Raw genomic sequence first — 25,358 nt, 5'->3', positions numbered from 1 at the left:
CCTAAAGGGTGCCTGTGAATCCGCGAAGGTCACAGCCCCGGGATCTGGCCATTGCGGAACAGGTCCACGAAGATCTGGTGATCGGCACGCGCGCGTGCGCCGTAGGCGTGCGCGAAGTCCACCAGCAGGGGCGCGAAGCCCTCCTCGTCGGCCGCGATCGCCGCGTCGATGGCCCGCTCGGTGGAGAACGGCACCAGGGACTCGCCGGAGGTGTCGTCCGCCGCCGCGTGCATGGTGGCGGTGGCCCGGCCCAGGTCGGCGACGACGGCCGCGATCTCCTCCGGGTCGTCGATGTCGCCCCAGTCCAGGTCCACCGCGTACGGCGAGACCTCGGCGACCAGCTGGCCCGCGCCGTCCAGCTCGGTCCAGCCCAGCCACGGGTCGGCGTGCGCCTGGAGGGCGCGCTGGGAGATCACCGTGCGGTGGCCCTCGTGCAGGAAGTACTCCGCGATGGCCGGATCCGTGATGTGCCGGGAGACGGCCGGGGTCTGCGCCTGCTTGATGTAGATCACCACATCGTTCTCCAGGGCGTCGCTGTGGCCCTCCAGGAGGATGTTGTACGACGGCAGGCCCGCCGAGCCGATGCCGATGCCCCGGCGGCCCACGACGTCCTTCACCCGGTAGGAGTCCGGGCGGGCCAGGGAGGAGTCCGGCAGGGTCTCCAGGTAGCCGTCGAAGGCCGCCAGGACCTTGTAGCGGGTGGCCGCGTCCAGCTCGACGGAGCCGCCGCCCGGGGCGAAGCGGCGCTCGAAGTCGCGGATCTCCGTCATCGACTCCAGCAGCCCGAACCGGGTCATCGCGCGGGCGTCACGCAGCGCGTCCAGCAGCGGACCCTGCGCGGTCTCCAGCGTGAACGGCGGCACCTCGTCCCGCTTGGCACCCGTGGCCAGCGCGTGGATCCGCTGCCGGTACGCGTGCGCGTAGACCGTCACCAGCTCGGTGATCTGCGCGTCGCTGAGCGCCTTCGCGTACCCGATCAGCGCGACGGACGCCGCGAAGCGCTTCAGGTCCCACGTGAAGGGGCCGACGTAGGCCTCGTCGAAGTCGTTGACGTTGAAGACCAGCCGGCCGTTCGAATCCATGTACGTGCCGAAGTTCTCCGCGTGCAGGTCGCCGTGGATCCACACGCGCGAGGTGCGCTCGTCCAGGTACGGACCGCCGCGCCTGTCGGTGTCCAGGTCGTGGTAGAAGAGGCACGCCGTGCCCCGGTAGAACGCGAAGGCCGAGGCCGCCATCTTCCGGAACTTCACCCGGAACGCGGCCGGGTCGGCGGCCAGGAGCCGGCCGAAGGCGGTGTCGAAGACGGTGAGGATCTCCTCGCCGCGCTGCTCCTCGTCGAGCTGGGGGACCGACATCGCGGGGTGCCTCCTGGTGCATGTGTACGACAGCGTTTCTGCCGTCTCCAACGCACGACGGTACGCGCAGGTGCCCACCCGTCACCCGACCGCCACCCCTCATGGAGGCGCTTCGCGCCACCGGCCCTGTCACACCCGTCACTCCTCGCCGGGGCGCTTCGCGCCACCGGCTGTCAGTGGTGAGGCATAGACTTCGACGCTGACCCCAGAACCGTCCGCCAGACCGTCGCCGAGTGTTCCCCCGGAGGCTCAACCGTGTCGAAGCCGCCCTTCACGCACCTGCACGTCCACACCCAGTACTCGCTGCTGGACGGTGCCGCGCGGCTGAAGGACATGTTCAATGCCTGCAATGAAATGGGCATGACGCACATCGCCATGTCCGACCACGGCAACCTGCACGGCGCGTACGACTTCTTCCACTCCGCGAAAAAGGCCGGAATCACCCCGATCATCGGGATCGAGGCCTATGTCGCCCCCGAGTCCCGGCGCAACAAGCGCAAGATCCTCTGGGGCCAGCCGCACCAGAAGAGGGACGACGTCTCCGGCTCCGGCGGTTACACGCACAAGACGATGTGGGCGGTGAACAAGACCGGCCTGCACAACCTCTTCCGGCTCTCCTCCGACGCCTACGCCGAGGGCTGGCTGCAGAAGTGGCCCCGGATGGACAAGGAGACCATCGCCAAGTGGTCCGAGGGCATCGTCGCCTCCACCGGCTGCCCCTCCGGCGAGGTGCAGACCCGGCTGCGCCTCGGCCACTTCGACGAGGCCCTGAAGGCCGCCGCCGACTACCAGGACATCTTCGGCAAGGACAAGTACTTCCTGGAGCTGATGGACCACGGCATCGAGATCGAGCGCCGGGTCCGCGACGGCCTGCTGGAGATCGGCAAGAAGCTCGGCATCCCCCCGCTGGTCACCAACGACTCGCACTACACCTACGCGCACGAGGCCGGGGCCCACGACGCCCTGCTGTGCATCCAGACCGGCAAGAACCTCTCCGACCCCGACCGCTTCAAGTTCGACGGCACCGGCTACTACCTGAAGTCCACGGACGAGATGTACGCCATCGACTCCTCGGACGCCTGGCAGGAGGGCTGCGCCAACACGCTCCTCGTCGCCGAGATGGTGGACACCGCCGGCATGTTCGAGAAGCGCGACCTCATGCCCAAGTTCGACATCCCCGAGGGCTACACCGAGGTCACCTGGTTCAAGGAGGAGGTCCGCCGCGGCATGGAGCGCCGCTACCCGGGCGGCATCCCCGAGGACCGCCAGAAGCAGGCCGAGTACGAGATGGACACGATCATCTCGATGGGCTTCCCCGGTTACTTCCTCGTGGTCGCCGACTTCATCATGTGGGCCAAGAAGCAGGGCATCGCGGTCGGCCCCGGCCGAGGCTCCGCGGCCGGCTCGATCGTCGCCTACGCCCTCGGCATCACCGACCTCGACCCGATCCCGCACGGCCTGATCTTCGAGCGGTTCCTCAACCCCGAGCGCATCTCGATGCCCGATGTCGACATCGACTTCGACGAGCGCCGGCGCGTCGAGGTGATCCGGTACGTGACCGAGAAGTACGGCGCCGACAAGGTCGCCATGATCGGCACCTACGGCACCATCAAGGCCAAGAACGCGATCAAGGACTCCGCGCGCGTGCTGGGCTACCCGTACGCGATGGGCGACCGCATCACCAAGGCCATGCCCGCCGACGTCCTCGGCAAGGGCATCCCGCTGTCCGGCATCACCGACCCCAGCCACCCGCGCTACAGCGAGGCCGGCGAGGTCCGCTCGATGTACGAGAACGAGCCGGACGTGAAGAAGGTCATCGACACCGCGCGCGGTGTGGAGGGCCTGGTGCGGCAGATGGGCGTGCACGCCGCCGGCGTGATCATGTCCAGCGAGACCATCACCGAGCACGTCCCGGTGTGGGTGAGGCACACCGACGGCGTGACCATCACGCAGTGGGACTACCCGAGCTGTGAGTCGCTCGGCCTGCTGAAGATGGACTTCCTGGGCCTGCGCAACCTCACGATCATGGACGACGCGGTCAAGATGGTGAAGGCCAACAAGGGCCTCGACATCGACCTGCTCTCCCTGCCGCTGGACGACCCCACGACCTTCGAGCTGCTCCAGCGCGGCGACACCCTCGGCGTCTTCCAGTTCGACGGCGGCCCCATGCGGTCCCTGCTGCGGCTGATGAAGCCGGACAACTTCGAGGACATCTCCGCCGTCTCGGCCCTGTACCGGCCGGGCCCGATGGGCATGAACTCGCACACGAACTACGCGCTGCGCAAGAACGGGCAGCAGGAGATCACGCCGATCCACCCCGAGCTGGAGGAGCCGCTCAAGGAGGTCCTGGACGTCACCTACGGCCTGATCGTCTACCAGGAGCAGGTGCAGAAGGCCGCCCAGATCATCGCCGGCTACTCGCTCGGCGAGGCCGACATCCTCCGCCGTGTGATGGGCAAGAAGAAGCCGGAGGAGCTGGAGAAGAACTTCGTCATCTTCCAGGCCGGCGCCCGCAAGAACGGCTACAGCGACGAGGCCATCCAGGCGCTGTGGGACGTGCTGGTCCCGTTCGCCGGCTACGCCTTCAACAAGGCCCACTCGGCCGCGTACGGCCTGGTGTCGTACTGGACGGCGTACCTGAAGGCGAACCACCCCGCCGAGTACATGGCCGCCCTGCTCACCTCCGTCAAGGACGACAAGGACAAGTCGGCGGTCTATCTGAACGAGTGCCGCCGCATGGGCATCCGGGTGCTCCCCCCGAACGTCAACGAGTCGGAGGCGAACTTCGCGGCCCAGGGCGACGACGTGATCCTCTTCGGCCTGTCCGCCGTCCGCAACGTCGGCACCAACGTCGTCGAGTCGATCATCAAGTGCCGCAAGGCGAAGGGGAAGTACACCTCCTTCCCCGACTACCTCGACAAGGTCGAGGCGGTGGTCTGCAACAAGCGCACCACCGAATCGCTGATCAAGGCCGGCGCCTTCGACTCCATGGGCCACACCCGCAAGGGGCTCATGGCCCAGTACGAGCCGATGATCGACAACGTGGTCGCGGTCAAGCGCAAGGAGGCCGAGGGCCAGTTCGACCTCTTCGGCGGGATGGGCGAGGAGACCAGCAGCGAGCCCGGCTTCGGACTCGACGTGGAGTTCTCCACCGACGAGTGGGACAAGACCTATCTGCTCGCCCAGGAGCGGGAGATGCTCGGTCTGTACGTGTCCGACCACCCCCTCTTCGGCCTGGAGCACGTCCTCGCCGACAAGGCCGACGCGGGCATCTCCCAGCTCACCGGCGGCGAGCACGCCGACGGCGCGGTGGTCACCATCGGCGGCATCATCTCCGGCCTCCAGCGCAAGATGACCAAGCAGGGCAACGCCTGGGCCATCGCCACCGTGGAGGACCTCGCGGGCTCCATCGAGTGCATGTTCTTCCCGGCCACCTACCAGCTGGTGTCGACCCAACTCGTCGAGGACGCCGTGGTGTTCGTCAAGGGCCGGCTCGACAAGCGGGAGGACGTGCCGCGGCTGGTCGCGATGGAGCTCCAGGTCCCGGACCTGTCCAACGCGGGCACCAACGCGCCCGTGATCCTCACCATCCCGGCCACGCGGGTCACCCCGCCGATGGTCAGCCGCCTCGGCGAGATCCTCAGCCACCACAAGGGCGACAGCGAGGTGCGCATCAGGCTCCAGGGCCCGCGCAAGACCACCGTGCTGCGCCTGGACCGGCACCGGGTCAAGCCCGACCCGGCCCTGTTCGGCGATCTGAAGGTGCTGCTCGGCCCGTCCTGCCTGGCGGGCTGAGGCACCGGCGCCGCGAGAGCGGCGGGGGAGGGGCAGGAAAAGGGGCGCACCCGGCACGGGTGCGCCCCTCATATGTGCCCGGGCTTCAACTGCCCTTTAGTTGTGGCCGAAGCTCTTCTGCTTCTTGCGCGCGCCCTCCGCCGGGCCGCCCTGGATGTGGGACACCGGCGAATCGTGCTCCTCCGCCGGGGGCCGCTGCGCGTGCTCGCTCTGCTGCGCGCGGTTCTTCGGACCGGCCGGCTTGCGGTTCTTGTTCTTGGCCATGGTGATGCCTCCTGTGGGGGATCTAGGGGCCAGGGCCGGGACCAGATTCACATACGCTGACATCAGGCGCATGTCGGATAATTACCGTGTGTGACAGGGCAGCTGGGCGGACGAGAACCGGAAACGCCACGCCGAAGATCGAGTTCGGGCCGTTAAGCTCCGCGCGGTCGGGCAGACTCGAAGCAAGTCCGAAGCAAAGCCTCCCGGGAAGAGGGTGAGTCGCGTGGACCGCTGCATCGTCCTGGTGGACGCCGGGTACCTGTTGGGTGCCGCCGCCAGCCTCCTCGCGGGTGAGCCCTCGCGGTCCCGGATCACCGTCGACCACGCCGCGCTGATCCAGGCCCTGCGCGAACGCGCGGAGTCCGACACCGAGCGCCCGCTGCTGCGCATCTACTGGTTCGACGGCGCCCCCGACCGGGTTCCCCAGCCCGAGCACCGCAGGCTGCGCGTGATGCCCCGGGTCACCGTCCGGCTGGGCGCCCTGACCCGCAGCGACGGCCGCTGGGCCCAGAAGGGCGTGGACGCCGCCATGCACGCCGAACTGACCGAACTGGCCCGCAACCGCGCCTGTTCCGACGTCGTCCTGGTCACCGGCGACGGCGATCTGCTGCCCGGCATGATGGCGGCCAAGGAGCACGGCGTCGCCGTCCACCTGTGGGCCGTGCAGGCCGCCGACGGCGACTACAACCAGTCCGAGGACCTGGTCGCCGAGGCCGACGAGCGGCGGGTGCTGGACCGCGCCTGGATCACCCAGGCCGTCCGCGCCAAGGAGCTGACCGGCGTCTGCCCCCCGCCGCCCGCGCCCCGCCCCGAGATCGCCGCGATCCTCTCCGCCCCCCTGCCCGAGTCCGCGCTCACCACGGCCGAACGGCCCGCCGAACAGCCCGCGCACCCCCCGGCCACCACGGCGGCGCAGAACGGCGCGCCCGAGCGGGTCCCCGCCGCCAAGGGCGTTCCCACCCCCAAGGACCTGGCCGCGCTGCGCGCACCCGGCGCCCAGTCCGTGCAGCACCCGGCCACCGCGACCCTGCGCTGGTCCTCCGACAAGGGCTGGGTCGAGCGGCCGGGCGTGGCCGCCGAGCCCCCCGAGGCCGCCTCCCTGCCGACGCTGGCCCAGCTGACCACCGCCGAACAGCGCTGGGCCGACCGGGAGGAGGACATCACCACCGTCGGCGGCGACCCGTACGAGGTGGGGCAGGTCTTCGCCCGCCGCTGGATCTCCCGGCTCGGCGACCAGGGCCACTTGCAGCGGCTGTCGCAGATGTACCCGCGCATCCCGCACCGCATCGACGGCGAGCTGCTGCGCTACGCGGCCCGCTTCGGGCTCCTCGCGCACAAGGACGACCAGATCGACGAACACGACCGTTACGCCATCCGGGCGGGGTTCTGGCGCGAGTTCGACATCCCGGCGGCGGCCGAACAGCACACGCCCGCCGCCGACTGAATCCCCGTAGCCGCCCCCAAAGGCGAGTAAAGCGCCCGGACCCCGTAGTCTCGTCCCTTGTGATGACGCGCGCGGGACAGGCACTCGGGTACGACGAGGTCGTACGCGTGCGCGGGCTCAGCAAGACCTATCCGGCGATCCGGGGCCGGCGGGGCACGCCGGGCACCCCCGAGGTACGGGCCACGGACGGGGTGGAGCTGGACGTGCGGCGCGGCGAGGTGTTCGGGCTGCTCGGCCCGAACGGCGCCGGCAAGTCCACCCTGGTGCGGCAGCTCACCGGGCTGCTGCGGCCGGACACGGGCAGCGTCGAGATCCTCGGCCACGACATCGTCCGGCACCCCGAGCGGGCCGCCCGGATCCTCGCCTACCTCGGCCAGGAGTCCAGCGCCCTGGACGAGCTGACCGTCTCCCTCGCCGTCGAGACCACCGGACGCCTGCGCGGCCTGGACGTACGGCGGGCCCGGGCCGAACGGGACGCCGTGCTGGAGGAGCTGGGGCTGACCCCGATCGCCGGCCGGGCGCTGAAGAAGCTGTCCGGCGGGCAGCGGCGGCTCGCCTGCTTCGCCGCCGCGCTGGTGGGCCGGCGCCCGCTGCTCGTGCTGGACGAGCCGACCACCGGCATGGACCCGGTGGCCCGGCGCGCGGTGTGGGCGGCCGTGGACCGGCGGCGGGCCGAGGACGGCACGACCGTGCTGCTGGTCACCCACAACGTGATCGAGGCCGAGACGGTGCTGGACCGGGTCGCCGTGCTCGACCAGGGCCGGGTCATCGCCTGCGACACCCCCGCCGGGCTCAAGGCACGGGTGGCCGGCGAGGTGCGGGTGGAGCTGGTGTGGCGGGAGCGGGCGCCGCTGGAGGTGCCCGAGGTGGCCGTGCTGCGCGAGCGGGCGGCGCGGTCCGGCCGGCGCTGGACGCTGCGGCTCGCGCCCGAGGAGGCCCGCGCCGTCGTCGCCACGGTGACCGGCGGGGCCGCCTTCGCCGCCCTGGACGACTTCACGCTCGCCACGCCCAGCCTGGAGGACGTCTATCTGGCGCTGGGCGGCGAGGCCCGGCAGGGACTGGTGAGGGCGTGAACGAGCGGACCCCGCAGCACGTAAGGGTCTGTGCCGCCGCCGGAGCGAAGAGGAGCAGCTCGTCGTGAGTGTCGTACCCGCCGAGGTTCTGCCCGGCGGCTCCCGGGCCGTGCCGGAGACGGTGTCCGGCCCGGCCGAACTCGGGCCGCGTGCGCGGCTGTGGCCGTCGCTGGCGGCCGTCTACCGGGCGCAGCTGTCCCGGGCCCGGGTGGCGCGGATCCCGCTGCTGTTCGTGGCGACCTTCCAGTCCATCGGCATCGCCGTGATGATGCGCGGTGTGGTCGAGGGCGGTGACGAGGCCCAGTCCGTGGTGGCCGGCTCGTCGGTGCTGGTCGTCGCCTACGTGGCGCTGAACCTGCTCTCGCAGTACTTCGGGCAGCTGCGGGCCAGCGGCGGGCTCGACCACTACGCCACCCTGCCGGTGCCGCCGGCCGCGGTGGTGCTGGGCGCGGCGGCGGCCTACGCCTCCTTCACCGTGCCGGGCACCCTGGTCACCGCCGTCTTCGGCTGTGTGCTCTTCGGGCTGCCGCTGACCAATCTGTGGGTCCTGCTGGCGGTCATCCCGCTGGCCGGGGCCGCGCTCGCCGGGCTCGGCGCCGCGTGCGGGCTGCTCGCGCCCCGGCCGGAGCTGGCCACGCTGCTCGGCCAGCTGGGCATGTCGGCGGCGCTGCTGCTGGGCGTGCTGCCGGCCGGCCGGATGCCGGAGGTGATCCGGCTGGCCCGCGATCTGCTGCCCTCCACCTACGGCGTGGAGGCGTACGCCCGGACCTTCGGGCCGCACCCGGACTGGGCCCTCGTCCTCGCTGACCTGGGCGTGTGCGCGGGCGTCGGCGTCGTCTCGCTGGCCGTGGCGACCCGGGCCTACCGCAGGGCCGCCGTCCGGTGACGCGGCGCACGGCGCGACCTGGCACGATGGCAGGGTGACCGCACCGTTGACTCCACCACCGCACGACGACTCCGCGCACCAGGTCTGGCAGGGGCCGCCGCCCGCCGGGGCGCTCGCCGGGCAGGGGCCGGAACAGGACGGCCCCGGGCTGCGGACGGAGCTGCGGGAGGCCGCCGTGATCACGGTGGTGCTGGCGCTCGGCGGGGTGCTGCTGGGGCTGCTGTGGTGGTGGCTGGCGCCGCACGTACCGCTGGTCGGTGACGTGCTGGACAAGAGCTGGGTCGTCTACCTGAAGGACAGCGAGGGGGAGCAGGCCGTCGGGGTCGACGGAACGTTCACTCTGCTGGGGCTCGGCTTCGGACTCGTCAGCGCGCTCGTCGTCTTCCTGTTGCGCCGGCACGGCGGGGCGCCCCTGGTGGTCGCGCTCGGGCTCGGGGGCCTGCTCGGGTCCCTGCTGGCCTGGCGCCTCGGGATCTGGCTGGGTCCCGACGCGGACGTGCTGGCGCACGCCCAGGCCGTGGGCAAGGGCGTGACGTTCTCCGCGCCGCTGAAGCTGTCGGCCAGGGGCGCGCTGCTGGCCTGGCCGCTCGCCGCGCTCCTGGCCCACCTCGGCCTGACCGCCCTGTTCGGCCCCCGGGACCCCGAGACGCCGTAGCGACGTATACGGCGTCTCGTAGTGACGTGACCGGTCAGCCCGTTCCGGTCAGCTCTTGCCGATCGGGGCCAGTACCGCGTCAGTCAGTTCGGCCAGGTCCTTCGGGGACAGTTCGACCTCCAGGCCGCGGCGGCCCGCCGAGACGCAGATCGTGGGGTGGGCCCCGGCCGAGTCGTCGAGGACCGTGGGGAGCTTCTTGCGCTGGCCGAGCGGGGAGATGCCGCCGCGGACATAGCCCGTGGTGCGTTCGGCGAGCGCCGGGTCGGCCATCGTCGCCCGCTTGCCGCCCACCGCCGCCGCCAGGGCCTTCAGGTCCAGCGAGCCGGCCACCGGGACCACGCCGACCACCAGGGAGCCGTCCACCTCGGCCACCAGGGTCTTGAAGACCCGGTCGGGGGAGACGCCCATCGCCTCGGCCGCCTCCTCGCCGTAGGAGGGGTGGGACGGGTCGTGGTCGTAGGAGTGGACGGTGAAGTCCACGCCCGCCGCCGTCAGGGCCACCGTCGCGGGCGTGCCCCCGGACTGCGCCTTCTTCTGCTTCTTCGCCATCCTCGGTTTCCTCGTGGTCCCTCAGTTCAGGCTCGTCGGCGTCCGCGTCAGCTCGAACGCGGGCAGCGACGGCAGGCTGCGGATGATCGACGTCTCCGCGCGCAGCAGCCGCAGCTCGTCCCGCAGCCGCGAGGCGGTGTCCGGAGCCTGGAGCAGCCGCTGCTTGGTCGGCGTGTCGTGCACCATCGCCGCGGCCACCAGGTACGACACCACGCCCGGGTCGTCCGGCAGTTCCGTCCCGGACGACAGCGAGCGCTCCCGGGCGCCCGCCAGCCGCTTCTGGTAGCGGCGGAAGGAGCGCAGGACGTCCTCGGCCAGCGCGCCCGCGTCGTCCCCGGACTCCTCCGCCAGATCCTCCAGCTCCGCGGTCAGATACGGACCGGACGCGTCCACGGACAGCAGCCGTACCCGGGTCGTCCCGGTCGCCAGCACCTCGAACGTGCCGTCGGAGTGTTCCCGGACGGTCGCCGCGTCGGCCACGCAGCCCACCCCGTGGAAGGCGCGGAGCGGGTCCGGGCCGAAGCCGGCGGCCGGCCCCCGCTCGGGCCGCGCGGTGGGATCGGGCATGCCGGGGGCGCTCGGCGCGACCTCGTGGCCGTCCCGGATGGCGACGACGGCGAACCGGCGCGGTTCGTCCTCGGGGGTCTTCAGCAGATCGCGCAGCATGGCGCGATACCGCTCCTCGAAGACGTTCAGCGGCAGCACGAGACCCGGGAACAGCACCGAGTTCAGCGGAAAGAGCGGCAGACGGACGGTGGTCACGGCGCCCCAGCCTAGTGGCCTGCGGCGCGGGCGTGTCCGCCGTGTCCGTCACCGGGCTCCGGCGGCGCCGAGAGCAGCCCGGCCAGGGCGGCCCCGGGCAGCGCCGTCTGCAGCTGCTCGCGCAGCTTCAGGAAGTGGCCGAGCGGGTCCTCGGAGAACCGGTCCCAGGGGAACGACGTGGCGTACGGGCCGATCAGCCGCAGCTGGGCCCGGGCGTCCCGCCAGCGCTCCAGCCGCAGCAGCACGTACAGCAGTTTGTTGCGGACCTCGGCCGGTGCCGGGTCGGCCGCCGGCAGCCGCGCGGACAGGGCGATCGCCCGGTCCGCCGCCGCCTCCAGCCGGCCGCGGGGCACCGCCGCGCCGCAGCCGTCGGTCAGATAGCCGAAGGCCGCCCGGGCTGGCAGCGCCTGGACCAGCGAGTCGGCCGGGGCGTCCTGCGCGGCCCGGTCGGCGAAGTCGAAGCACTCGCGGTGGGAGCCGTGCCAGGAGGCGGCCAGATAGCGCAGGGCGGCCACATGGCAGCCGTAGTGGTGCGGGGCGCGCCGGACGGCGGCCTCCCACAACTCCTCGAAGTAGCGGTGCCCGGCCCGGCTGCCGCGCGCGTGGTCGAGCGCGATGCGCCAGGGCACCGGGTCGCGGTCGTCGGCGCGGGCGGCGGCGGTGATCAGCGGGCTCACCTCGCGCAGCAGCTCGGCCCGGCCCGGCGAGGGCCAGGCGCGGTCCACCGCCAGCTGGGCCCCGACCAGCAGCACCCCGGGGTCGTGGGGGCCGGCGGCGCGCCACTCCTCGTACCACTCCGGGCGGGAGCGGGCGAAGGCGGCCAGGCGCCGGATGTACCGGTCGCGGTGCTCCCAGTCGGCCGTGGCGCGGGTGTCGGCGAGCAGAGCGGCCGCGGTGGCGTACTCGCCCCGGCCGGCCGCGACGAGCGCGGGCGAGAGGCGGTCGTCGGGCGCGTCGAGCACGGCCTCGTCCCCGGCCGGTGGCCGGTGGGCCGGGTGCGCGGGTCGTCGTCGGGTCATCCGGCGGTGGGGGCGGATGAACGAGGGCAGCAGAGCCATGGTGCCGACCATTGAAAGTCCGCAGGTCGGGGCGGCGCCAGAGGGACAAGGCAAGTCGTGGAAGGTTGTACTGCGTAGGGTAAAGGTCCGGTAAAGGGTGAATGTGCCTCATGTGTGGGTGCGGAGGAAGTGCGGGTGCGGAGTGCTTGTGCGGTGTGGCGGTCGGTCAGCTCCGCCGCAGCAGCCGGGTCGCGCCCGCCGCCACCGTGGTCGCCAGGACCCAGCCGGCGAGGATCATCACCGTCGCCAGCCACTGCCAGCCGCCGCGCAGCTGCCACTGGCCCGTCTGGCCGAGGTCGATCACCGGCAGCAGCAGGTCCAGCGTGAACAGCGCCGGACTCCAGGCCGGATGGCCGCCGGGGCTGACCGGCGGATGGGCGGCGTGCGCGAACGCCAGCGTGCCCGCCGCCCACAGCACCGCCATCCACACCGCAGCCCGGCCCGGCCGGTAGCCGTAGGCCACGGTCCAGTCCTGCGCGAAGCCCCAGACCTTGGCGGCCGGCGGCAGCGTCTCGCGCCGCCGGCGCTGCTTGGCGAGCAGCACCTCGCGCGCGTCCTCGTCCTCCCCGGCGGAGCGCAGCACCGAGGCCAGCCGCTCGTACGGCTCCGGGGCGTACTCGGCGGTGGCCGCCGCGACCCAGGCCAGGCGCCGGGTCAGCGGGAACGGGCCCTGCGGCACCAGGTTCTCGTAGGTGAACCCGCCCATGTGCAGATTGCCCGCCTCCGGCCAGCTGCTCGCGCGGTCCACCAGGTTCACCACCCGCGCGCCCGACAGCACCACCTTGCCGCGCTGCGGTTTGTCCCCGAGGAAGCGCAGCTCCGGCGTCTGCACCCGGCGCAGCGACAGCTCCTGGTCGTCGGTGAGGGCGAACCGGGCCCGCTCCAGGTCGACGGCGTCCCCGAACCGGCCGTCGTCCAGCCGCACCCCGCCCCGGCACTCGAAGCGCTGGATGCGCGTCCCGTGCGCGGGCGTGGTGCCGCTGAGCGCCGGACTGCCCACGCCGGCCGGGGTCAGATACAGGGTGCGTTCGACCGTGAGCTGGGGGGCGTTCAGGGCCAGCCGGGCATGGGGGTTGCTGAGCTTCGCGCCGCGCAGGCTGAGCGAGACGCCGACCTGGGCGCCGCGCAGGCTCAGCTCGCCGTGCGACTCCAGCATCTCCGCCTGGAGGTCCTGGCCGACGGTCATGCCGTCCGCCGCGATCGACCGGCCGCTGCGGTCGCGGTACACGATCGCCTGGTTGAGCAGCAGGTCGGTGCCGATCTGCGCGTCCGTCAGCCGGACCCCGCTCCGGAACCGGCAGCGCGGCAGATGCAGATCGCCCTCCGTGTGCACCCGGGCCGCCTCCAGCCGCGGCACCGCGCAGTCCACCAGGCGCACGGTCGTGAACCGGGCCTCCGGCAGCCGGACCTCCTGGTCGAAACGGCACCTCGTCAGCTCCACGTACGGCGTGACCTGGCCGCCCGCGAGATCCAGCACGCCGTCGATCCGTACGCCGACGAGCTTCAGCGAGGACACCCGGCCGGCCAGCGCCGGCGGGCCGTCCAGCAGCAGCCAGCAGACGATACGGGCCCGCACGGTCCGCTCCGGGCCCCAGGGATGTCCGCCGTGCGGGTCGTCGGCCGCGGGATCCCCGCTGCTCAGGTCGTACACGCTGCCGTTGCGGAAGGCCTGCCACATGCCCGCCTCGGCCGCGGTCAGGTCGTCCGGCAGGTCTCCCGCGGCGATGCGGACGCCGACTCCATCGGTCACCGCTCTCCTCTCTTCGTGCGATACCTTTCGTACAGCCGTTCATGCCCGTTGAGTGACCTGTCGAACACCCCACGTGAACGTGATCGTCCGGTTTCCGGCCACCGTCTGTATCAGCCATTGACCCGCGAAAAACCGGCTGACGGGCGATGTCGTGCCCGTCCGCGGGACGTCAAGTACGGGTTTTCGCCCACCACGGACCGGCCATTGGCCCACGCTCTGTATCAGCCACTGATACGCGCGACCGGCTCCCGACGGCGGTCTGCGAGAATTGGCACTGTGATTTCCCGAATCGATCTGCGCGGCGACGCCCTTCCCGAGGGCCCCGCCCTGCGCGACCTGCTGCCCCGAGCCGACTTCGACGTTCAGGCCGCCCTGGAGAAGGTGCGCCCGATCTGCGAGGCCGTGCATCATCGCGGTGACGCGGCGCTGATCGACTTCGCCGAGAAATTCGACGGAGTACGGCTGGAAAACGTCCGTGTCCCGGCGCAGGCGCTCACCGACGCGCTCGCCGGTCTCGACCCGGCCGTACGCGCCGCCCTCGAGGAGTCCATCCGGCGTGCCCGGCTGGTCCACCGCGCCCAGCGCCGCACCGCCCACACCACCCAGGTGGTGCCGGGCGGCTCGGTCACCGAGAAGTGGGTGCCGGTCGAGCGGGTCGGGCTGTACGCGCCCGGCGGGCGGTCCGTGTACCCGTCCTCCGTGGTGATGAACGTGGTGCCCGCGCAGGAGGCCGGCGTCGAGTCCATCGCGCTCGCCTCCCCGGCCCAGGCCGAGTTCGGCGGCCTGCCGCACCCGACCATCCTGGCCGCCTGCGCCCTGCTCGGCGTGGACGAGGTGTACGCCGCGGGTGGCGCCACCGCCGTCGCGATGTTCGCGTACGGCACCGAGTCCTGCCCGCCCGCCAACATGGTCACCGGCCCCGGCAACATCTGGGTCGCCGCCGCCAAGCGCTACTTCACCGGCAGGATCGGCATCGACGCCGAGGCCGGCCCGACCGAGATCGCGATCCTCGCCGACGGCACCGCCGACCCGGTGCACGTGGCCGCCGACCTGATCAGCCAGGCCGAGCACGACCCGCTCGCGGCGGCCGTCCTGGTCACCGACTCCGCGGACCTCGCGGACGCGGTGGAGAAGGAGCTGGCACCGCAGGTCGCGGCCACCCGGCACGTGGACGACCGGATCGTGCCCGCGCTGAAGGGCAGGCAGTCCGCGATCGTCCTGGTGGACGGCGTCGAGGAGGGCCTGAAGGTGGTCGACGCCTACGGCGCCGAGCACCTGGAGATCCAGACCGCCGACGCCGCCGCGGTCGCCGGCCGGGTCCGCAACGCGGGCGCGATCTTCATCGGCCCCTGGGCCCCCGTCTCGCTCGGCGACTACGCGGCCGGGTCCAACCACGTCCTGCCCACCGGCGGCTGCGCCTGTCACTCCTCGGGCCTGTCCGTCCAGTCCTTCCTGCGCGGCATCCACATCGTGGACTACACCAGGGACGCGCTCGCCGAGGTCGCCCACCACGTGGTGACGCTGGCGGAGGCGGAGGACCTGCCCGCGCACGGCGCGGCGATCAAGGCGAGGTTCGGCTGGAAGGTACCCGAGAGCAAGTGACCGGCATCGACGATCTGCCCATCCGGGACGAGCTGCGCGGCAAGTCCCCCTACGGCGCGCCCCAGCTGGACGTGCCCGTACGGCTGAACACCAACGAGAACCCCTACCCGCTGCCCGAGCCGCTGGTCGAGCGGATCGCGGAGCGGGTGCGCGAGGCCGCCCGCGACCTGAACCGCTACCCGGACCGGGACGCGGTCCAGCTGCGCACCGGCTTGGCCGAGTACCTGACGAAGAGCGGCGGGTACCCCCTCGGCATCGAGAACGTCTGGGCCGCCAACGGCTCCAACGAGGTCATCCAGCAGCTGCTGCAGACCTTCGGCGGGCCGGGCCGCACGGCCATCGGCTTCGAGCCGTCGTACTCGATGCACGCGCTCATCGCGCGCGGGACCGGCACCGGCTGGATCTCCGGCCCCCGGAACGAGGACTTCACGATCGACCTCGCCGCCGCCGAGCGGGCCATCGCCGAGCACAAGCCGGACGTCGTCTTCGTCACCACCCCCAACAACCCCACCGGCAACGCGGTCCCGGCCGAGACCGTCCTCGCGCTGTACGAGGCGGCGCAGGCGGCCAAGCCGTCCATGGTGATCGTGGACGAGGCGTACATCGAGTTCAGCCACGGCGCCTCGCTGCTGCCGCTGCTGGAGGGCCGCCCGCACCTGGTGATCTCCCGCACGATGTCCAAGGCGTTCGGCGCCGCCGGCCTGCGCCTCGGCTACCTGGCCGCGCACCCGGCCGTCGTGGACGCCGTCCAGCTGGTCCGGCTGCCGTACCACCTGTCGGCCGTCACCCAGGCGACCGCGCTGGCCGCGCTGGAGCACACCGACACGCTGCTCGGGTACGTCGAGCAGCTCAAGGCCGAACGGGACCGGCTGGTCGCCGAGCTGCGCGCGATCGGCTACGAGGTCACCGAGTCGGACGCCAACTTCGTGCAGTTCGGCCGGTTCGCCGACGCCCACACGGCCTGGCGGAAGATCCTCGACCGGGGCGTGCTGGTCCGGGACAACGGCGTACCGGGGTGGCTGCGGGTCTCCGCCGGCACCCCGCAGGAGAACGACGCGTTCCTCGACGCGGTACGGGAAGTCAAGAAGGAGCTGGGTTCATGAGCCGCGTTGGACGCGTGGAGCGCACCACCAAGGAGACCTCGGTGCTCGTCGAGATAGACCTCGACGGCACCGGCCGCACCGACATCGCCACCGGCGTCGGCTTCTACGACCACATGCTCGACCAGCTCGGCCGGCACGGTCTGTTCGACCTGACCGTGAAGACCGACGGCGACCTGCACATCGACTCCCACCACACCATCGAGGACACCGCCCTCGCGCTGGGCGCCGCCTTCAAGCAGGCCCTCGGCGACAAGGTGGGCATCTACCGCTTCGGCAACTGCACGGTCCCGCTGGACGAGTCCCTCGCCCAGGTCACCGTCGACCTCTCCGGCCGCCCGTACCTCGTGCACACCGAGCCCGAGAACATGGCGCCGATGATCGGCGAGTACGACACCACGATGACCCGGCACATCCTGGAGTCCTTCGTCGCCCAGGCCCAGATCGCGCTGCACGTGCACGTGCCCTACGGCCGCAACGCCCACCACATCGTGGAGTGCCAGTTCAAGGCGCTGGCCCGGGCCCTCAGGTACGCCTCCGAGCGCGACCCGCGCGCGGCCGGCATCCTCCCGTCGACGAAGGGCGCGCTGTAACCCATGACCGGTCTGTCGACCCTGCTGATCGTCGTCGGCCTCTTCCTGGTCGGCGGGATCATCTCCTTCGTCAAGCAGAAGATGCCCACCAGCCTGATCGTGCTGCTCTCGATCGGCGCGGCCCTGTGCCTGGTGGCGGGCGTCATGCGGCTGGAGGTGTGGAATTGAGCACCCCGACGGGCAAGAAGAAGGTCGTCGTCTTCGACTACGGCTTCGGCAACGTCCGCTCCGCCGAACGCGCCCTCGCGCGCGTGGGCGCCGAGGTGGAGATCACCCGTGACTTCGACAAGGCGATGAACGCCGACGGGCTGCTCGTGCCCGGCGTCGGCGCGTTCGCCGCCTGCATGAAGGGCCTGCGCGACGCGCGCGGCGACTGGGTCGTGGACCGCCGGCTGTCCGGCGGGCGCCCGGTCATGGGCATCTGCGTCGGCATGCAGATCCTCTTCGCGCGCGGCATCGAGCACGGCGTCGAGGCCGAGGGCCTGGACGAGTGGCCCGGCACGGTCGAGCCGCTCCAGGCCGACGTGGTGCCCCACATGGGCTGGAACACCGTGGACGCCCCGGCCGGCTCGCGGCTGTTCGCGGGCCTGGACGCCGACGCCCGCTTCTACTTCGTGCACTCCTACGCCGTGCACGAGTGGTCCCTGGAAACCCACAACCCGGTGATCGAGGCCCCCAAGGTCACCTGGTCGACGCACGGCAAGCCGTTCGTGGCCGCCGTGGAGAACGGCGCCCTGTGGGCCACCCAGTTCCACCCCGAGAAGTCCGGCGACGCCGGCGCCCAGCTCCTCACCAACTGGATCGGAACCCTGTAGACCATGGCCAAGCTCGAACTGCTCCCCGCCGTCGACGTCCGCGACGGCCAGGCCGTCCGCCTCGTACACGGCGAGTCCGGCACCGAGACCTCCTACGGCTCCCCGCTGGAGGCCGCCCTCGCCTGGCAGCGCGCCGGCGCGGAGTGGCTGCACCTGGTCGATCTGGACGCCGCGTTCGGCACCGGCGACAACCGCGACCTGATCGCCGAGGTCGCCGGGGCCATGGACATCAAGGTGGAGCTGTCCGGCGGCATCCGCGACGACGACACCCTCGCCGCCGCCCTCGCCACCGGCTGCACCCGGGTGAACCTCGGCACCGCCGCCCTGGAGACCCCCGAATGGGTCGCCCGGGTGATCGCCGAGCACGGCGACAAGATCGCCGTCGGTCTGGACGTCCGCGGCACCACCCTGCGCGGCCGCGGCTGGACCCGCGACGGCGGCGACCTGTACGAGACGCTGGACCGCCTGAACAAGGAGGGCTGCGCCCGCTACGTCGTCACCGACATCGCCAAGGACGGCACCCTCCAGGGCCCCAACCTGGAGCTGCTGCGCAACGTGTGCGCGGCGACCGACCGCCCGGTGGTCGCCTCCGGCGGCGTCTCCTCCCTGGACGACCTGCGGGCCCTGGCCTCTCTGGTGCCGCTCGGTGTCGAAGGCGCCATCGTAGGGAAGGCGCTGTACGCGAAGGCGTTCACCCTGGAAGAGGCCTTGGAGGCTGTGTCGTCATGACGTCCGAAGCCGTACGGCGCGTGCAGAGCGGAAGTCCCTGGGAAGAGTCCTTCGGTTTCGCACGCGCCGTGGCGGCGGGCGACCGGGTGCTGGTGGGCGGCACGACGTCCTTCAAGGGCCCGGTGCTGTACGGCGAGGGCGACCCGTACGAACAGGCCAAGGTGGCCTTCACCAGCGCCGTCGAGGCGATCGCGGAGTTCGGCCTCGGTATCGAGTCCGTGATCCGCACCCGGATGTACCTGACCCATGCGCGGGACGTGGACGCCGTCGGCCGGGCCCACCAGGAGCTGTTCGACTCGGTGCGCCCGGTGTCGACCCTGCTGGTCGTCGAGGGCTTCGTCGACCCGCGCATCCTGGTCGAAGTGGAACTAGAAGCATTCAGAGGAGCCTGAGCAGTCATGACCCTGGCGGTCCGAGTCATCCCCTGCCTGGACGTGGACAACGGCCGGGTCGTCAAGGGCGTGAACTTCCAGAACCTGCGCGACGCGGGTGATCCCGTCGAGATGGCCAAGGTGTACGACGCCGAGGGCGCCGACGAACTGACGTTCCTGGACATCACCGCGTCCTCCGGCGACCGGGAGACGACCTACGACGTGGTGCGCCGCACCGCCGAGCAGGTGTTCATCCCGCTGACCGTCGGCGGGGGCGTGCGCACCGCCGAGGACGTGGACAAGCTGCTGCGGGCGGGCGCCGACAAGGTGGGCGTGAACACCGCCGCGATCGCCCGCCCCGACCTGATCCGCGAGATCGCCGAGCGGTTCGGCCGCCAGGTGCTGGTCCTGTCGGTGGACGCCCGCCGCACCCCCGGAGGCACGTTCGAGGTCACCACCCACGGCGGCCGGCGCGGCACCGGCATCGACGCGGTGGAGTGGGCGCACCGGGCGGCCGAGCTGGGCGCGGGCGAGATCCTCCTGAACTCCATGGACGCCGACGGCACCAAGGACGGCTACGACCTGGAGATGATCGCCGCCGTCCGCAAGCACGTCACGGTCCCCGTGATCGCCTCCGGCGGCGCCGGCAGGCTCGCCGACTTCCCGCCGGCCGTCGACGCGGGCGCCGACGCGGTCCTGGCCGCCTCGGTCTTCCACTTCGGCGACCTGCGCATCGGCCAGGTGAAGGAGACCCTGCGGGAAGCGGGGCACCCCGTCAGGTAGCGAGCGGCGACAGCGGGCCCCGGCCGGATGGCCGGGGCCTCTTCGCTGGCAGATGTGAAAGAAAAATTGCGCAAGAAAGATTGTGCAGTTTCTCTTTCGCGTCTAGGGTCCGGTGGCATGCCATGCGAAGAGAACCGCCGGGTCACGGACATCGGGACGCTCAAGGCGCTCGCCCACCCCCTGCGCATGAAGCTCTACCGCCTGTTGTTCGTCTCCGAGGCGGCCACGGCCTCGCAACTGGCCGAGCAAGTGGACGAGGCGGTCTCCCTGGTCAGCTACCACCTGCGCACACTGGCCCGGCACGGACTGGTGGAGGAGGCCGAGGCGCGAAGTTCCGACGGGCGGGAGCGGTGGTGGCGGCCTGTGTCCGAGGGGGTTTCCATCCGGGACGAGGACTTCCGGGACGCGCCCGAGAAGGCCGCCGCGCATCTCGCGGCCTCGCGGCTGTTCCTGGAGCAGCGCGTGGAGATGTACCGGACGTACCTCGACGCGCGCGCCCACTGGGGAGCCGAGTGGAACGCGGCGGCCCGTGACACCGAGGCCCTGCTGCGGCTCACCCCCGGGGAACTGACCGCCCTGCAGAAGGACCTGACCGACCTGCTCAGGCGCTACGACGAGCAGGGACGCGCCCGAGAGGCCGCCGGTGACACCGAGGGCCGCGAGCACGTCGCACTGCACGTGTACGGCTTCCCGTTCCACCTCTGACCCCCCGCCCCGCTCCCGCGCCCGAGAGGACACCCCTCCGTGACCGCCACGCTCATACCGCCCGCTACCGCGCGCGCCCACCGTGACCCCAACGTGCTGCGCTGGCTCGGCGCCTACACCGCCTCGATGCTCGGTGACAATGTCTACTACCTCGCTCTGTCCTGGGCCGCCGTACAGACCGGAACCCCTGCGCAGGCCGGGCTCGTGATGTCCGTGAGCGCCCTGCCCAGGGCCGTACTGCTGCTCGGCGGGGGCGTGCTCGCCGATCGGCTCGGCCCCAGGAGGGTCGTCATCGGCAGCGACGCCGTCCGCTGCGCCGCCGTCCTCGTCGTGGCCGCCCTGCTGTTCCTCACCCACCCCGGCTTGTGGCCCCTCGCCCTGCTCGCGTTCGTCTTCGGCACCGTCGACGCCGTGTTCATGCCGGCCGTGGGCGCCCTGCCCGCCCGGATCACCGGCAAGGACCAGCTCGCCCGCGTTCAGGGCATGCGCGGCCTCGCCATCCGGGCCGCGAGCGTCGTCGGCGCCCCGCTCGGCGGCCTCGGCGTGGCCCTCGGCGGCGCACCTGCCGCCTTCGCCCTCGCCGGAGCGCTCATCGCGCTGTCACTGCCGCTGCTGGTGTCGGTACGGGTACGGGATCTGCCCGCCGACCCCGCCGCCATCGGAGGTTCCACCGCCTGGAGCGACCTGAAGGCCGGACTGCGCCACGTCCGTCGGCACCGGGTCCTCGGCCCCCTCATGATCGCCATCGCGCTCGGCGACCTCGGCTTCGTCGGCCCGCTGAACGTCGGCCTGACCCTGCTCGCCGACCACCGGGGCTGGGGCGCGGCGGGCATGGGCTGGATACTGGCCGGATTCGGCACCGGCGCGGGCGCCGCCTCCCTGCTGCTGGCCGCCCGCGGCAGGCTGCCCCGCGCCGGACTGCTCACCGGGTGCGCGTGCACGGCCGGCGCCGTGGCCGTCGGCGCCCTGGGCTTCGTCCCGGGCCTTGCCGCCGCCGTCGGCACCGCCCTGCTCGTCGGCCTGCTCACCGGGCTCAGCGGCGCGCTGTGCGGCGCCCTGCTCCAGACCCAGGCCGACCCCGCCTACCTGGGCCGCGTCACCGCCGTCTCCAGCCTCGTCAGCCTCGGCCTCACCCCGCTGAGCATGCCGTTCGCCGCCGCCGCGGCCGGTGCCTTCGGGCTCGGCCCGGTCTACGCCGTCAGCGCCGCCGTCTGCGGACTCGGCGGCCTGGTCTTCCTCGCCGTACCGGCCCTGCGCCGCGCGGAACTCCCCGGCTGACGGTCCGCCGGATGCCCGGCACCCCGGCTGACGAACCCCGTCAGATGCCCAGCTGCTTCGACTCGTGCAGCTTGTCGATCGCGTCCGCGTCCCCGGTCAGCTCGACCCTGGCCACGTCCTGCCGTCCGTACGCGAACATCAGCAGCTCCGACGGTTCACCGGTCGCCGTGACCACCGGCGTGCCCCGGTGCGCCACCACCGTCTGGCCGTCCGGGCGGCGCAGCACCAGACCCGTCGGCGCGCCCTTCCCCAGCAGCCGCGCGGCACGCTCCAGCCGGGACCACAGCGCGTCCTGGAACACCGGGTCCAGCTCGCGCGGGGTCCACTCCGGCTGGGCGCGGCGGACGTCCTCCGTGTGGACGTAGAACTCGATGATGTTGGCCGCCTCGTCGACCTGCTTGAGCTGGAACGGCGACAGGCGCGGCGGGCCGGTGCGGATCAGCCGGATCAGTTCCTCGTACGGCTTCGCGGTGTACTCGGCCATCACCTTCTCCAGGCGCGGCGCGAGCTGCTTGAGCAGGGTGCCGCCCGCCGCGTCCGGGCGGCGTTCGCGCACGACGACATGCGCGGCCAGGTCCCGGGTCCGCCAGCCCGCGCAGAGGGTCTCGGCGTCCGGACCGACGGTTTCCAACAGGTCGGCGAGCAGCAGCCGTTCACGCTTGGCGAAGGTCGACATGCAGCCAGCCTACGACCAGGTGATCGTTCCGCCCACCCGTGGCCTCCCGGCGGGGGCCCACGGCCGCCGTGACCGTTCTCCGGACGCGCGGGGCCCGCCGTCGGTGCCGCGCGGCACAATGGCACCCATGACCAGTACGACCGGCACCCCCCGGCCCAGCAGCCTCGACCCCGAGATCGCCGCGCGGCTCAAGCGCAGCGCCGACGGGCTCGTCCCCGCCATCGCCCAGCAGTACGACACCGGCGAGGTCCTCATGCTCGGCTGGATGGACGACGAGGCACTGCACCGCACGCTGACCACCGGTCGCTGCACCTACTGGTCGCGCAGCCGCCGGGAGTACTGGGTCAAGGGCGACACCTCCGGCCACGTCCAGCGGGTGAAGTCGGTCGCGCTGGACTGCGACGGCGACACCCTGCTGGTCCGGGTCGACCAGGTGGGAGCCGCCTGCCACACCGGCGCGCGCACCTGCTTCGACGAGGACGTGCTCCTGACGGACGCGGACGCCGCCGCCCCGGCGTCCGCTCAGTAAGGTCGGCCGCCATGGATCTAGAGACCTTCCGCAAGCTGGCCGGCGACCGGCGCGTCATCCCGGTCACCCGCAAGCTCCTGGCCGACGGTGACACACCGGTCGCGCTCTACCGCAAGCTCGCCGCCGAACGCCCCGGCACCTTCCTGCTGGAGTCGGCGGAGAACGGCCGCTCCTGGTCCCGGTACTCCTTCGTCGGGGTCCGCAGCGCCGCCACGCTCACCGCCCGGGACGGGCAGGCCCACTGGATCGGCACCCCGCCCGTCGGCGTCCCCACGGACGGCGACCCCCTCGCGGTCCTGCGCGCCAGCCTGCAGACCCTGCACACCCCGCACCAGGAGGGCCTGCCGCCCTTCACCGGCGGCATGGTCGGCTATCTGGGCTACGACATCGTCCGCCGCCTGGAGAAGATCGGCCCCGGCGAGCACGACGAGCTGAAGCTGCCCGAGCTGACCATGCTGCTGACCAGCGACCTCGCGGTGATGGACCACTGGGAGGGCTCGGTCCTGCTGATCGCCAACGCGATCAACCACAACGACCTGGACACCGGCGTCGACGAGGCGTACGCGGACGCCGTGGCCCGCCTGGACGCCATGGAGGCCGACCTCTCCCGCCCGGTCTCCCAGCCCCCGGCCCACCTGCCGCCGTCCGAACTGCCCGAGTACACCGCCCGCTGGGGCGGCGCCGACTACCAGCGGGCCGTGGACGACATCAAGGAGCGCATCCGCGCGGGCGAGGCCTTCCAGGTCGTGCCCTCCCAGCGCTTCGAGACCCCCTGCACGGCCAGCGCCCTGGACGTCTACCGGGTGCTGCGGGCCACCAACCCCTCGCCGTACATGTACCTGTTCCGCTTCGACGGCTTCGACATCGTCGGCTCCTCCCCGGAGGCGCTGGTGAAGGTCGAGGACGGGCGCGCGATGGTCCACCCCATCGCCGGCACCCGGCACCGCGGGGCCACCCCGCAGGAGGACCAGGCGCTCGCCGAGGAACTGCTCGCCGACCCCAAGGAGCGCGCCGAGCACCTGATGCTGGTCGACCTCGGCCGCAACGACCTCGGCCGGGTCTGCGAGCCCGGCTCGGTCGAGGTGGTCGACTTCATGTCCATCGAGCGCTACTCGCACGTGATGCACATCGTCTCCACCGTCACCGGCAAGGTGGCCCCCGGCCGCACCGCCTTCGACGTGCTCACCGCGTGCTTCCCGGCCGGCACCCTCTCCGGTGCCCCCAAGCCCCGCGCGATGCAGATCATCGACGAGCTCGAGCCGTCCCGGCGCGGCCTGTACGGCGGCTGCGTCGGCTATCTGGACTTCGCCGGCGACTCCGACACCGCGATCGCCATCCGCACCGCCCTGCTCCGCGACGGCACCGCGTACGTCCAGGCCGGCGCGGGCGTCGTCGCCGACTCCGACCCGGTCGCCGAGGACCAGGAGTGCCGCAACAAGGCGGCGGCGGTGCTGCGGGCCGTGCACACGGCCAACCGCCTCGGGCAATAGGGCGCTTCTCATAGCAACCCCGGGTGCCGGTCCGCGGGGGGTTCAGGCGATAGTGGAGTACGTGACTGCCGTACCTCACCTTCGTTCCGAAGCCTCCGCACCCGCCCGGTCCGGCCGGCGGAGCCTCGCCGTGGCCCTGCTGTTCGGCGCGCTCGGCGCGGCCGTGGCGCTGCTCGCGACCCGGCAGCGCTGGGCGGAGGGCACCGCGGCGGTGGCCGGCGGCGCGTTCCCGCTGACGGCCAAGGGCAGCGACGTCACGGGCGTCCCCGCGGCGCTCGCCATAGTGGGCCTCGCCGCGCTCGTCGCGGTCTTCGCCGTCCGCCGGGCCGGCCGCCTCCTCGTCGCCGGACTGCTCGCGCTGTCCGGCGCCGGCATCGCCGTCGCGGCCCTGGCGGCCGTCTCCGACGGCTCCGCGCTGGACGAGCGGGCCGCCAAGGTGAGCGGCGACAGCTCCGCCACCGTCCACGCGCTCACCCACACCGGCTGGCCGTACGTCGCGGCCGTCGGCGGGGTGCTGATCCTGCTCGCCGGACTGCTCGCCCTGCGCTACGGCCGCCTGTGGCCCGCGATGTCCGGCCGCTACGAGCGCGGCACCGCCCGCCCCCGGCGCACCGCCCGCCCGGCCGACCCGGAGCGGCCCGAGGAGATCTGGAAGGCCCTGGACCGCGGCGAGGACCCGACGGGCGCCTGAACCGGCACGGCCGCGAGCGGTGTGGCGAACCAGACGCCACCCCCGCGTCCGGCGCGCGCACGCCTACGGGACAATGGACGCGGCGAGCGTACGACGCCTCATACGACACGTAGATCAGCAACAACGAGGAGCAAGTCATGGCGGGCAGCAGCCACGGCCACGGTCACACCCCGGCCGCCTGGACCGGTGTCATCATCGCCTTCATCGGTTTCTGCGTCGCGGGCGCCTTCATGGTGATGGCCCAGCCCGTCGGCTTCTGGGCCGGCATGGCGCTCACGCTCCTCGGCGGCGTGGTCGGCGGCATCATGCGGGCCATGGGCCTCGGCCAGCCGAAGCAGACCGCCGCCGTGGCGCGCACGTCCGCGAGCCCGGAGCCGGCCGCCGCGGGCCGCTGAGCCCACGCTT

The 25,358-nt window shown here is 72.3% G+C and carries 26 protein-coding genes; 19 read left to right on the top strand and 7 right to left on the bottom strand.

What is annotated here, in order from left to right; all coding sequences use genetic code 11:
• Window positions 1–29 precede the first annotated feature (29 nt).
• Complete coding sequence (locus HB370_RS11670) at window positions 30–1,355, bottom strand: DUF2252 domain-containing protein (protein ID WP_030783495.1); 1,326 nt, start codon at window positions 1,353–1,355, stop codon at window positions 30–32.
• 255 nt (window positions 1,356–1,610) lie between these two features.
• Here HB370_RS11670 and dnaE point away from each other — a divergent pair, with 255 nt between their 5' ends.
• On the top strand, window positions 1,611–5,150 hold the full coding sequence (dnaE, locus tag HB370_RS11665; RefSeq protein ID WP_030783498.1) for a DNA polymerase III subunit alpha: 3,540 nt from the start codon (window positions 1,611–1,613) through the stop codon (window positions 5,148–5,150).
• Window positions 5,151–5,246: 96 nt separating this feature from the next.
• Here the strand turns inward: dnaE and HB370_RS11660 are convergent, their stop codons facing one another.
• Window positions 5,247–5,414 (bottom strand): hypothetical protein, encoded by a 168-nt coding sequence (locus HB370_RS11660; RefSeq protein WP_167345738.1) that lies wholly within the window; start codon window positions 5,412–5,414, stop codon window positions 5,247–5,249.
• A 223-nt stretch (window positions 5,415–5,637) separates the two neighbouring features.
• Here HB370_RS11660 and HB370_RS11655 point away from each other — a divergent pair, with 223 nt between their 5' ends.
• From HB370_RS11655 to HB370_RS11640, 4 genes are all read left to right on the top strand, one after another.
• Window positions 5,638–6,858: an NYN domain-containing protein gene (locus tag HB370_RS11655; protein ID WP_030783501.1), complete on the top strand. Its 1,221-nt coding sequence runs from the start codon at window positions 5,638–5,640 to the stop codon at window positions 6,856–6,858.
• Between the two features lie 62 nt (window positions 6,859–6,920).
• A complete protein-coding gene (locus tag HB370_RS11650) occupies window positions 6,921–7,931 on the top strand; it encodes an ABC transporter ATP-binding protein (RefSeq protein ID WP_051815695.1) in 1,011 nt (336 codons plus the stop codon).
• 64 nt (window positions 7,932–7,995) lie between these two features.
• On the top strand, window positions 7,996–8,817 hold the full coding sequence (locus HB370_RS11645) for an ABC transporter permease (RefSeq protein WP_030783506.1): 822 nt from the start codon (window positions 7,996–7,998) through the stop codon (window positions 8,815–8,817).
• Window positions 8,818–8,851: 34 nt separating this feature from the next.
• Entirely contained in the window at window positions 8,852–9,472 is a 621-nt protein-coding gene (locus HB370_RS11640) for a hypothetical protein (protein WP_030783509.1), read from the top strand.
• 48 nt (window positions 9,473–9,520) lie between these two features.
• Here the strand turns inward: HB370_RS11640 and ybaK are convergent, their stop codons facing one another.
• The 4 genes from ybaK to HB370_RS11620 form a co-directional block, all read right to left on the bottom strand.
• Complete coding sequence (gene ybaK / locus HB370_RS11635) at window positions 9,521–10,021, bottom strand: Cys-tRNA(Pro) deacylase (protein WP_030783512.1); 501 nt, start codon at window positions 10,019–10,021, stop codon at window positions 9,521–9,523.
• A gap of 21 nt (window positions 10,022–10,042) precedes the next feature.
• The gene (locus tag HB370_RS11630; protein ID WP_030783515.1) at window positions 10,043–10,783 is read right to left on the bottom strand and encodes an LON peptidase substrate-binding domain-containing protein; all 741 of its coding nucleotides are present in this window, start codon (window positions 10,781–10,783) and stop codon (window positions 10,043–10,045) included.
• Window positions 10,784–10,794: 11 nt separating this feature from the next.
• On the bottom strand, window positions 10,795–11,853 hold the full coding sequence (locus tag HB370_RS11625) for a hypothetical protein (protein ID WP_208974387.1): 1,059 nt from the start codon (window positions 11,851–11,853) through the stop codon (window positions 10,795–10,797).
• 154 nt (window positions 11,854–12,007) lie between these two features.
• Window positions 12,008–13,591, bottom strand: coding sequence for an oxidoreductase (locus HB370_RS11620; protein ID WP_030783521.1), 1,584 nt, complete (start codon window positions 13,589–13,591; stop codon window positions 12,008–12,010).
• Between the two features lie 276 nt (window positions 13,592–13,867).
• Between HB370_RS11620 and hisD the strand changes: the two genes are divergently transcribed.
• The 10 genes from hisD to HB370_RS11570 all read left to right on the top strand — a co-directional run bounded on the left by hisD (window position 13,868) and on the right by HB370_RS11570 (window position 21,567).
• Entirely contained in the window at window positions 13,868–15,193 is a 1,326-nt protein-coding gene (hisD, locus tag HB370_RS11615) for a histidinol dehydrogenase (RefSeq protein ID WP_030783524.1), read from the top strand.
• The gene (locus tag HB370_RS11610; RefSeq protein ID WP_030783527.1) at window positions 15,190–16,296 is read left to right on the top strand and encodes a histidinol-phosphate transaminase; all 1,107 of its coding nucleotides are present in this window, start codon (window positions 15,190–15,192) and stop codon (window positions 16,294–16,296) included. Before hisD ends, HB370_RS11610 begins: the two co-directional genes overlap by 4 nt.
• The gene (gene hisB, locus HB370_RS11605) at window positions 16,293–16,886 is read left to right on the top strand and encodes an imidazoleglycerol-phosphate dehydratase HisB (RefSeq protein ID WP_030783530.1); all 594 of its coding nucleotides are present in this window, start codon (window positions 16,293–16,295) and stop codon (window positions 16,884–16,886) included. Before HB370_RS11610 ends, hisB begins: the two co-directional genes overlap by 4 nt.
• A 3-nt stretch (window positions 16,887–16,889) precedes the next feature.
• The gene (locus HB370_RS11600; protein ID WP_030605407.1) at window positions 16,890–17,054 is read left to right on the top strand and encodes a hypothetical protein; all 165 of its coding nucleotides are present in this window, start codon (window positions 16,890–16,892) and stop codon (window positions 17,052–17,054) included.
• Window positions 17,051–17,701 carry an imidazole glycerol phosphate synthase subunit HisH gene (gene hisH / locus HB370_RS11595; protein ID WP_030783533.1) on the top strand — a complete coding sequence of 217 codons (651 nt, stop codon included), beginning with the start codon at window positions 17,051–17,053 and terminating at the stop codon, window positions 17,699–17,701. The genes HB370_RS11600 and hisH overlap by 4 nt, the downstream gene beginning before the upstream one ends.
• Window positions 17,702–17,704: 3 nt before the next feature.
• A complete protein-coding gene (priA, locus tag HB370_RS11590; protein WP_030783536.1) occupies window positions 17,705–18,430 on the top strand; it encodes a bifunctional 1-(5-phosphoribosyl)-5-((5-phosphoribosylamino)methylideneamino)imidazole-4-carboxamide isomerase/phosphoribosylanthranilate isomerase PriA in 726 nt (241 codons plus the stop codon).
• Window positions 18,427–18,822 carry a RidA family protein gene (locus HB370_RS11585; RefSeq protein WP_030783537.1) on the top strand — a complete coding sequence of 132 codons (396 nt, stop codon included), beginning with the start codon at window positions 18,427–18,429 and terminating at the stop codon, window positions 18,820–18,822. The genes priA and HB370_RS11585 overlap by 4 nt, the downstream gene beginning before the upstream one ends.
• A gap of 6 nt (window positions 18,823–18,828) precedes the next feature.
• Window positions 18,829–19,584, top strand: a complete 756-nt coding sequence (gene hisF, locus HB370_RS11580; protein ID WP_030783540.1) for an imidazole glycerol phosphate synthase subunit HisF — start codon at window positions 18,829–18,831, stop codon at window positions 19,582–19,584.
• A gap of 117 nt (window positions 19,585–19,701) precedes the next feature.
• Window positions 19,702–20,289: a helix-turn-helix domain-containing protein gene (locus HB370_RS11575; RefSeq protein ID WP_030783543.1), complete on the top strand. Its 588-nt coding sequence runs from the start codon at window positions 19,702–19,704 to the stop codon at window positions 20,287–20,289.
• A 39-nt stretch (window positions 20,290–20,328) separates the two neighbouring features.
• A complete protein-coding gene (locus HB370_RS11570) occupies window positions 20,329–21,567 on the top strand; it encodes an MFS transporter (protein WP_030783546.1) in 1,239 nt (412 codons plus the stop codon).
• A 40-nt stretch (window positions 21,568–21,607) separates the two neighbouring features.
• On the opposite strand, the gene HB370_RS11565 is transcribed toward HB370_RS11570, so the two are convergent.
• The gene (locus tag HB370_RS11565; protein WP_030783548.1) at window positions 21,608–22,243 is read right to left on the bottom strand and encodes a TIGR03085 family metal-binding protein; all 636 of its coding nucleotides are present in this window, start codon (window positions 22,241–22,243) and stop codon (window positions 21,608–21,610) included.
• Between the two features lie 127 nt (window positions 22,244–22,370).
• Here HB370_RS11565 and hisI point away from each other — a divergent pair, with 127 nt between their 5' ends.
• The 4 genes from hisI to HB370_RS11545 all read left to right on the top strand — a co-directional run bounded on the left by hisI (window position 22,371) and on the right by HB370_RS11545 (window position 25,348).
• Window positions 22,371–22,772 (top strand): phosphoribosyl-AMP cyclohydrolase, encoded by a 402-nt coding sequence (gene hisI / locus HB370_RS11560; protein ID WP_030783551.1) that lies wholly within the window; start codon window positions 22,371–22,373, stop codon window positions 22,770–22,772.
• Window positions 22,773–22,783: 11 nt separating this feature from the next.
• Complete coding sequence (locus tag HB370_RS11555; protein WP_030783554.1) at window positions 22,784–24,262, top strand: anthranilate synthase component I; 1,479 nt, start codon at window positions 22,784–22,786, stop codon at window positions 24,260–24,262.
• A gap of 52 nt (window positions 24,263–24,314) precedes the next feature.
• Window positions 24,315–24,953, top strand: a complete 639-nt coding sequence (locus HB370_RS11550) for a TIGR02234 family membrane protein (protein WP_030783557.1) — start codon at window positions 24,315–24,317, stop codon at window positions 24,951–24,953.
• A gap of 137 nt (window positions 24,954–25,090) precedes the next feature.
• Window positions 25,091–25,348 (top strand): HGxxPAAW family protein, encoded by a 258-nt coding sequence (locus tag HB370_RS11545; RefSeq protein ID WP_030783559.1) that lies wholly within the window; start codon window positions 25,091–25,093, stop codon window positions 25,346–25,348.
• Window positions 25,349–25,358 lie beyond the last annotated feature (10 nt).

Source organism: Streptomyces sp. DSM 40868 (assembly GCF_011820545.1).
Lineage (GTDB): Bacteria > Actinomycetota > Actinomycetes > Streptomycetales > Streptomycetaceae > Streptomyces > Streptomyces eurythermus.
The sequence above is the reverse complement of the archived record's forward strand: the minus strand, read 5'-3'. Positions and strand labels throughout refer to the sequence as shown.

What these genes read in the sequence shown, in the direction of transcription:
- HB370_RS11650 (WP_051815695.1), top strand. Translation starts at nt 6,921, where the DNA reads ATGACGCGCGCGGGACAGGCACTCGGGTACGACGAGGTCGTACGCGTG.
- HB370_RS11565 (WP_030783548.1), bottom strand. Translation starts at nt 22,243, where the DNA reads ATGTCGACCTTCGCCAAGCGTGAACGGCTGCTGCTCGCCGACCTGTTG.
- ybaK (WP_030783512.1), bottom strand. Translation starts at nt 10,021, where the DNA reads ATGGCGAAGAAGCAGAAGAAGGCGCAGTCCGGGGGCACGCCCGCGACG.
- hisF (WP_030783540.1), top strand. Translation starts at nt 18,829, where the DNA reads ATGACCCTGGCGGTCCGAGTCATCCCCTGCCTGGACGTGGACAACGGC.
- HB370_RS11585 (WP_030783537.1), top strand. Translation starts at nt 18,427, where the DNA reads ATGACGTCCGAAGCCGTACGGCGCGTGCAGAGCGGAAGTCCCTGGGAA.
- hisB (WP_030783530.1), top strand. Translation starts at nt 16,293, where the DNA reads ATGAGCCGCGTTGGACGCGTGGAGCGCACCACCAAGGAGACCTCGGTG.
- HB370_RS11625 (WP_208974387.1), bottom strand. Translation starts at nt 11,853, where the DNA reads ATGGTCGGCACCATGGCTCTGCTGCCCTCGTTCATCCGCCCCCACCGC.
- HB370_RS11555 (WP_030783554.1), top strand. Translation starts at nt 22,784, where the DNA reads ATGGATCTAGAGACCTTCCGCAAGCTGGCCGGCGACCGGCGCGTCATC.
- priA (WP_030783536.1), top strand. Translation starts at nt 17,705, where the DNA reads ATGGCCAAGCTCGAACTGCTCCCCGCCGTCGACGTCCGCGACGGCCAG.
- HB370_RS11670 (WP_030783495.1), bottom strand. Translation starts at nt 1,355, where the DNA reads ATGTCGGTCCCCCAGCTCGACGAGGAGCAGCGCGGCGAGGAGATCCTC.
- HB370_RS11545 (WP_030783559.1), top strand. Translation starts at nt 25,091, where the DNA reads ATGGCGGGCAGCAGCCACGGCCACGGTCACACCCCGGCCGCCTGGACC.
- HB370_RS11600 (WP_030605407.1), top strand. Translation starts at nt 16,890, where the DNA reads ATGACCGGTCTGTCGACCCTGCTGATCGTCGTCGGCCTCTTCCTGGTC.
- hisI (WP_030783551.1), top strand. Translation starts at nt 22,371, where the DNA reads ATGACCAGTACGACCGGCACCCCCCGGCCCAGCAGCCTCGACCCCGAG.
- HB370_RS11660 (WP_167345738.1), bottom strand. Translation starts at nt 5,414, where the DNA reads ATGGCCAAGAACAAGAACCGCAAGCCGGCCGGTCCGAAGAACCGCGCG.
- HB370_RS11575 (WP_030783543.1), top strand. Translation starts at nt 19,702, where the DNA reads ATGCCATGCGAAGAGAACCGCCGGGTCACGGACATCGGGACGCTCAAG.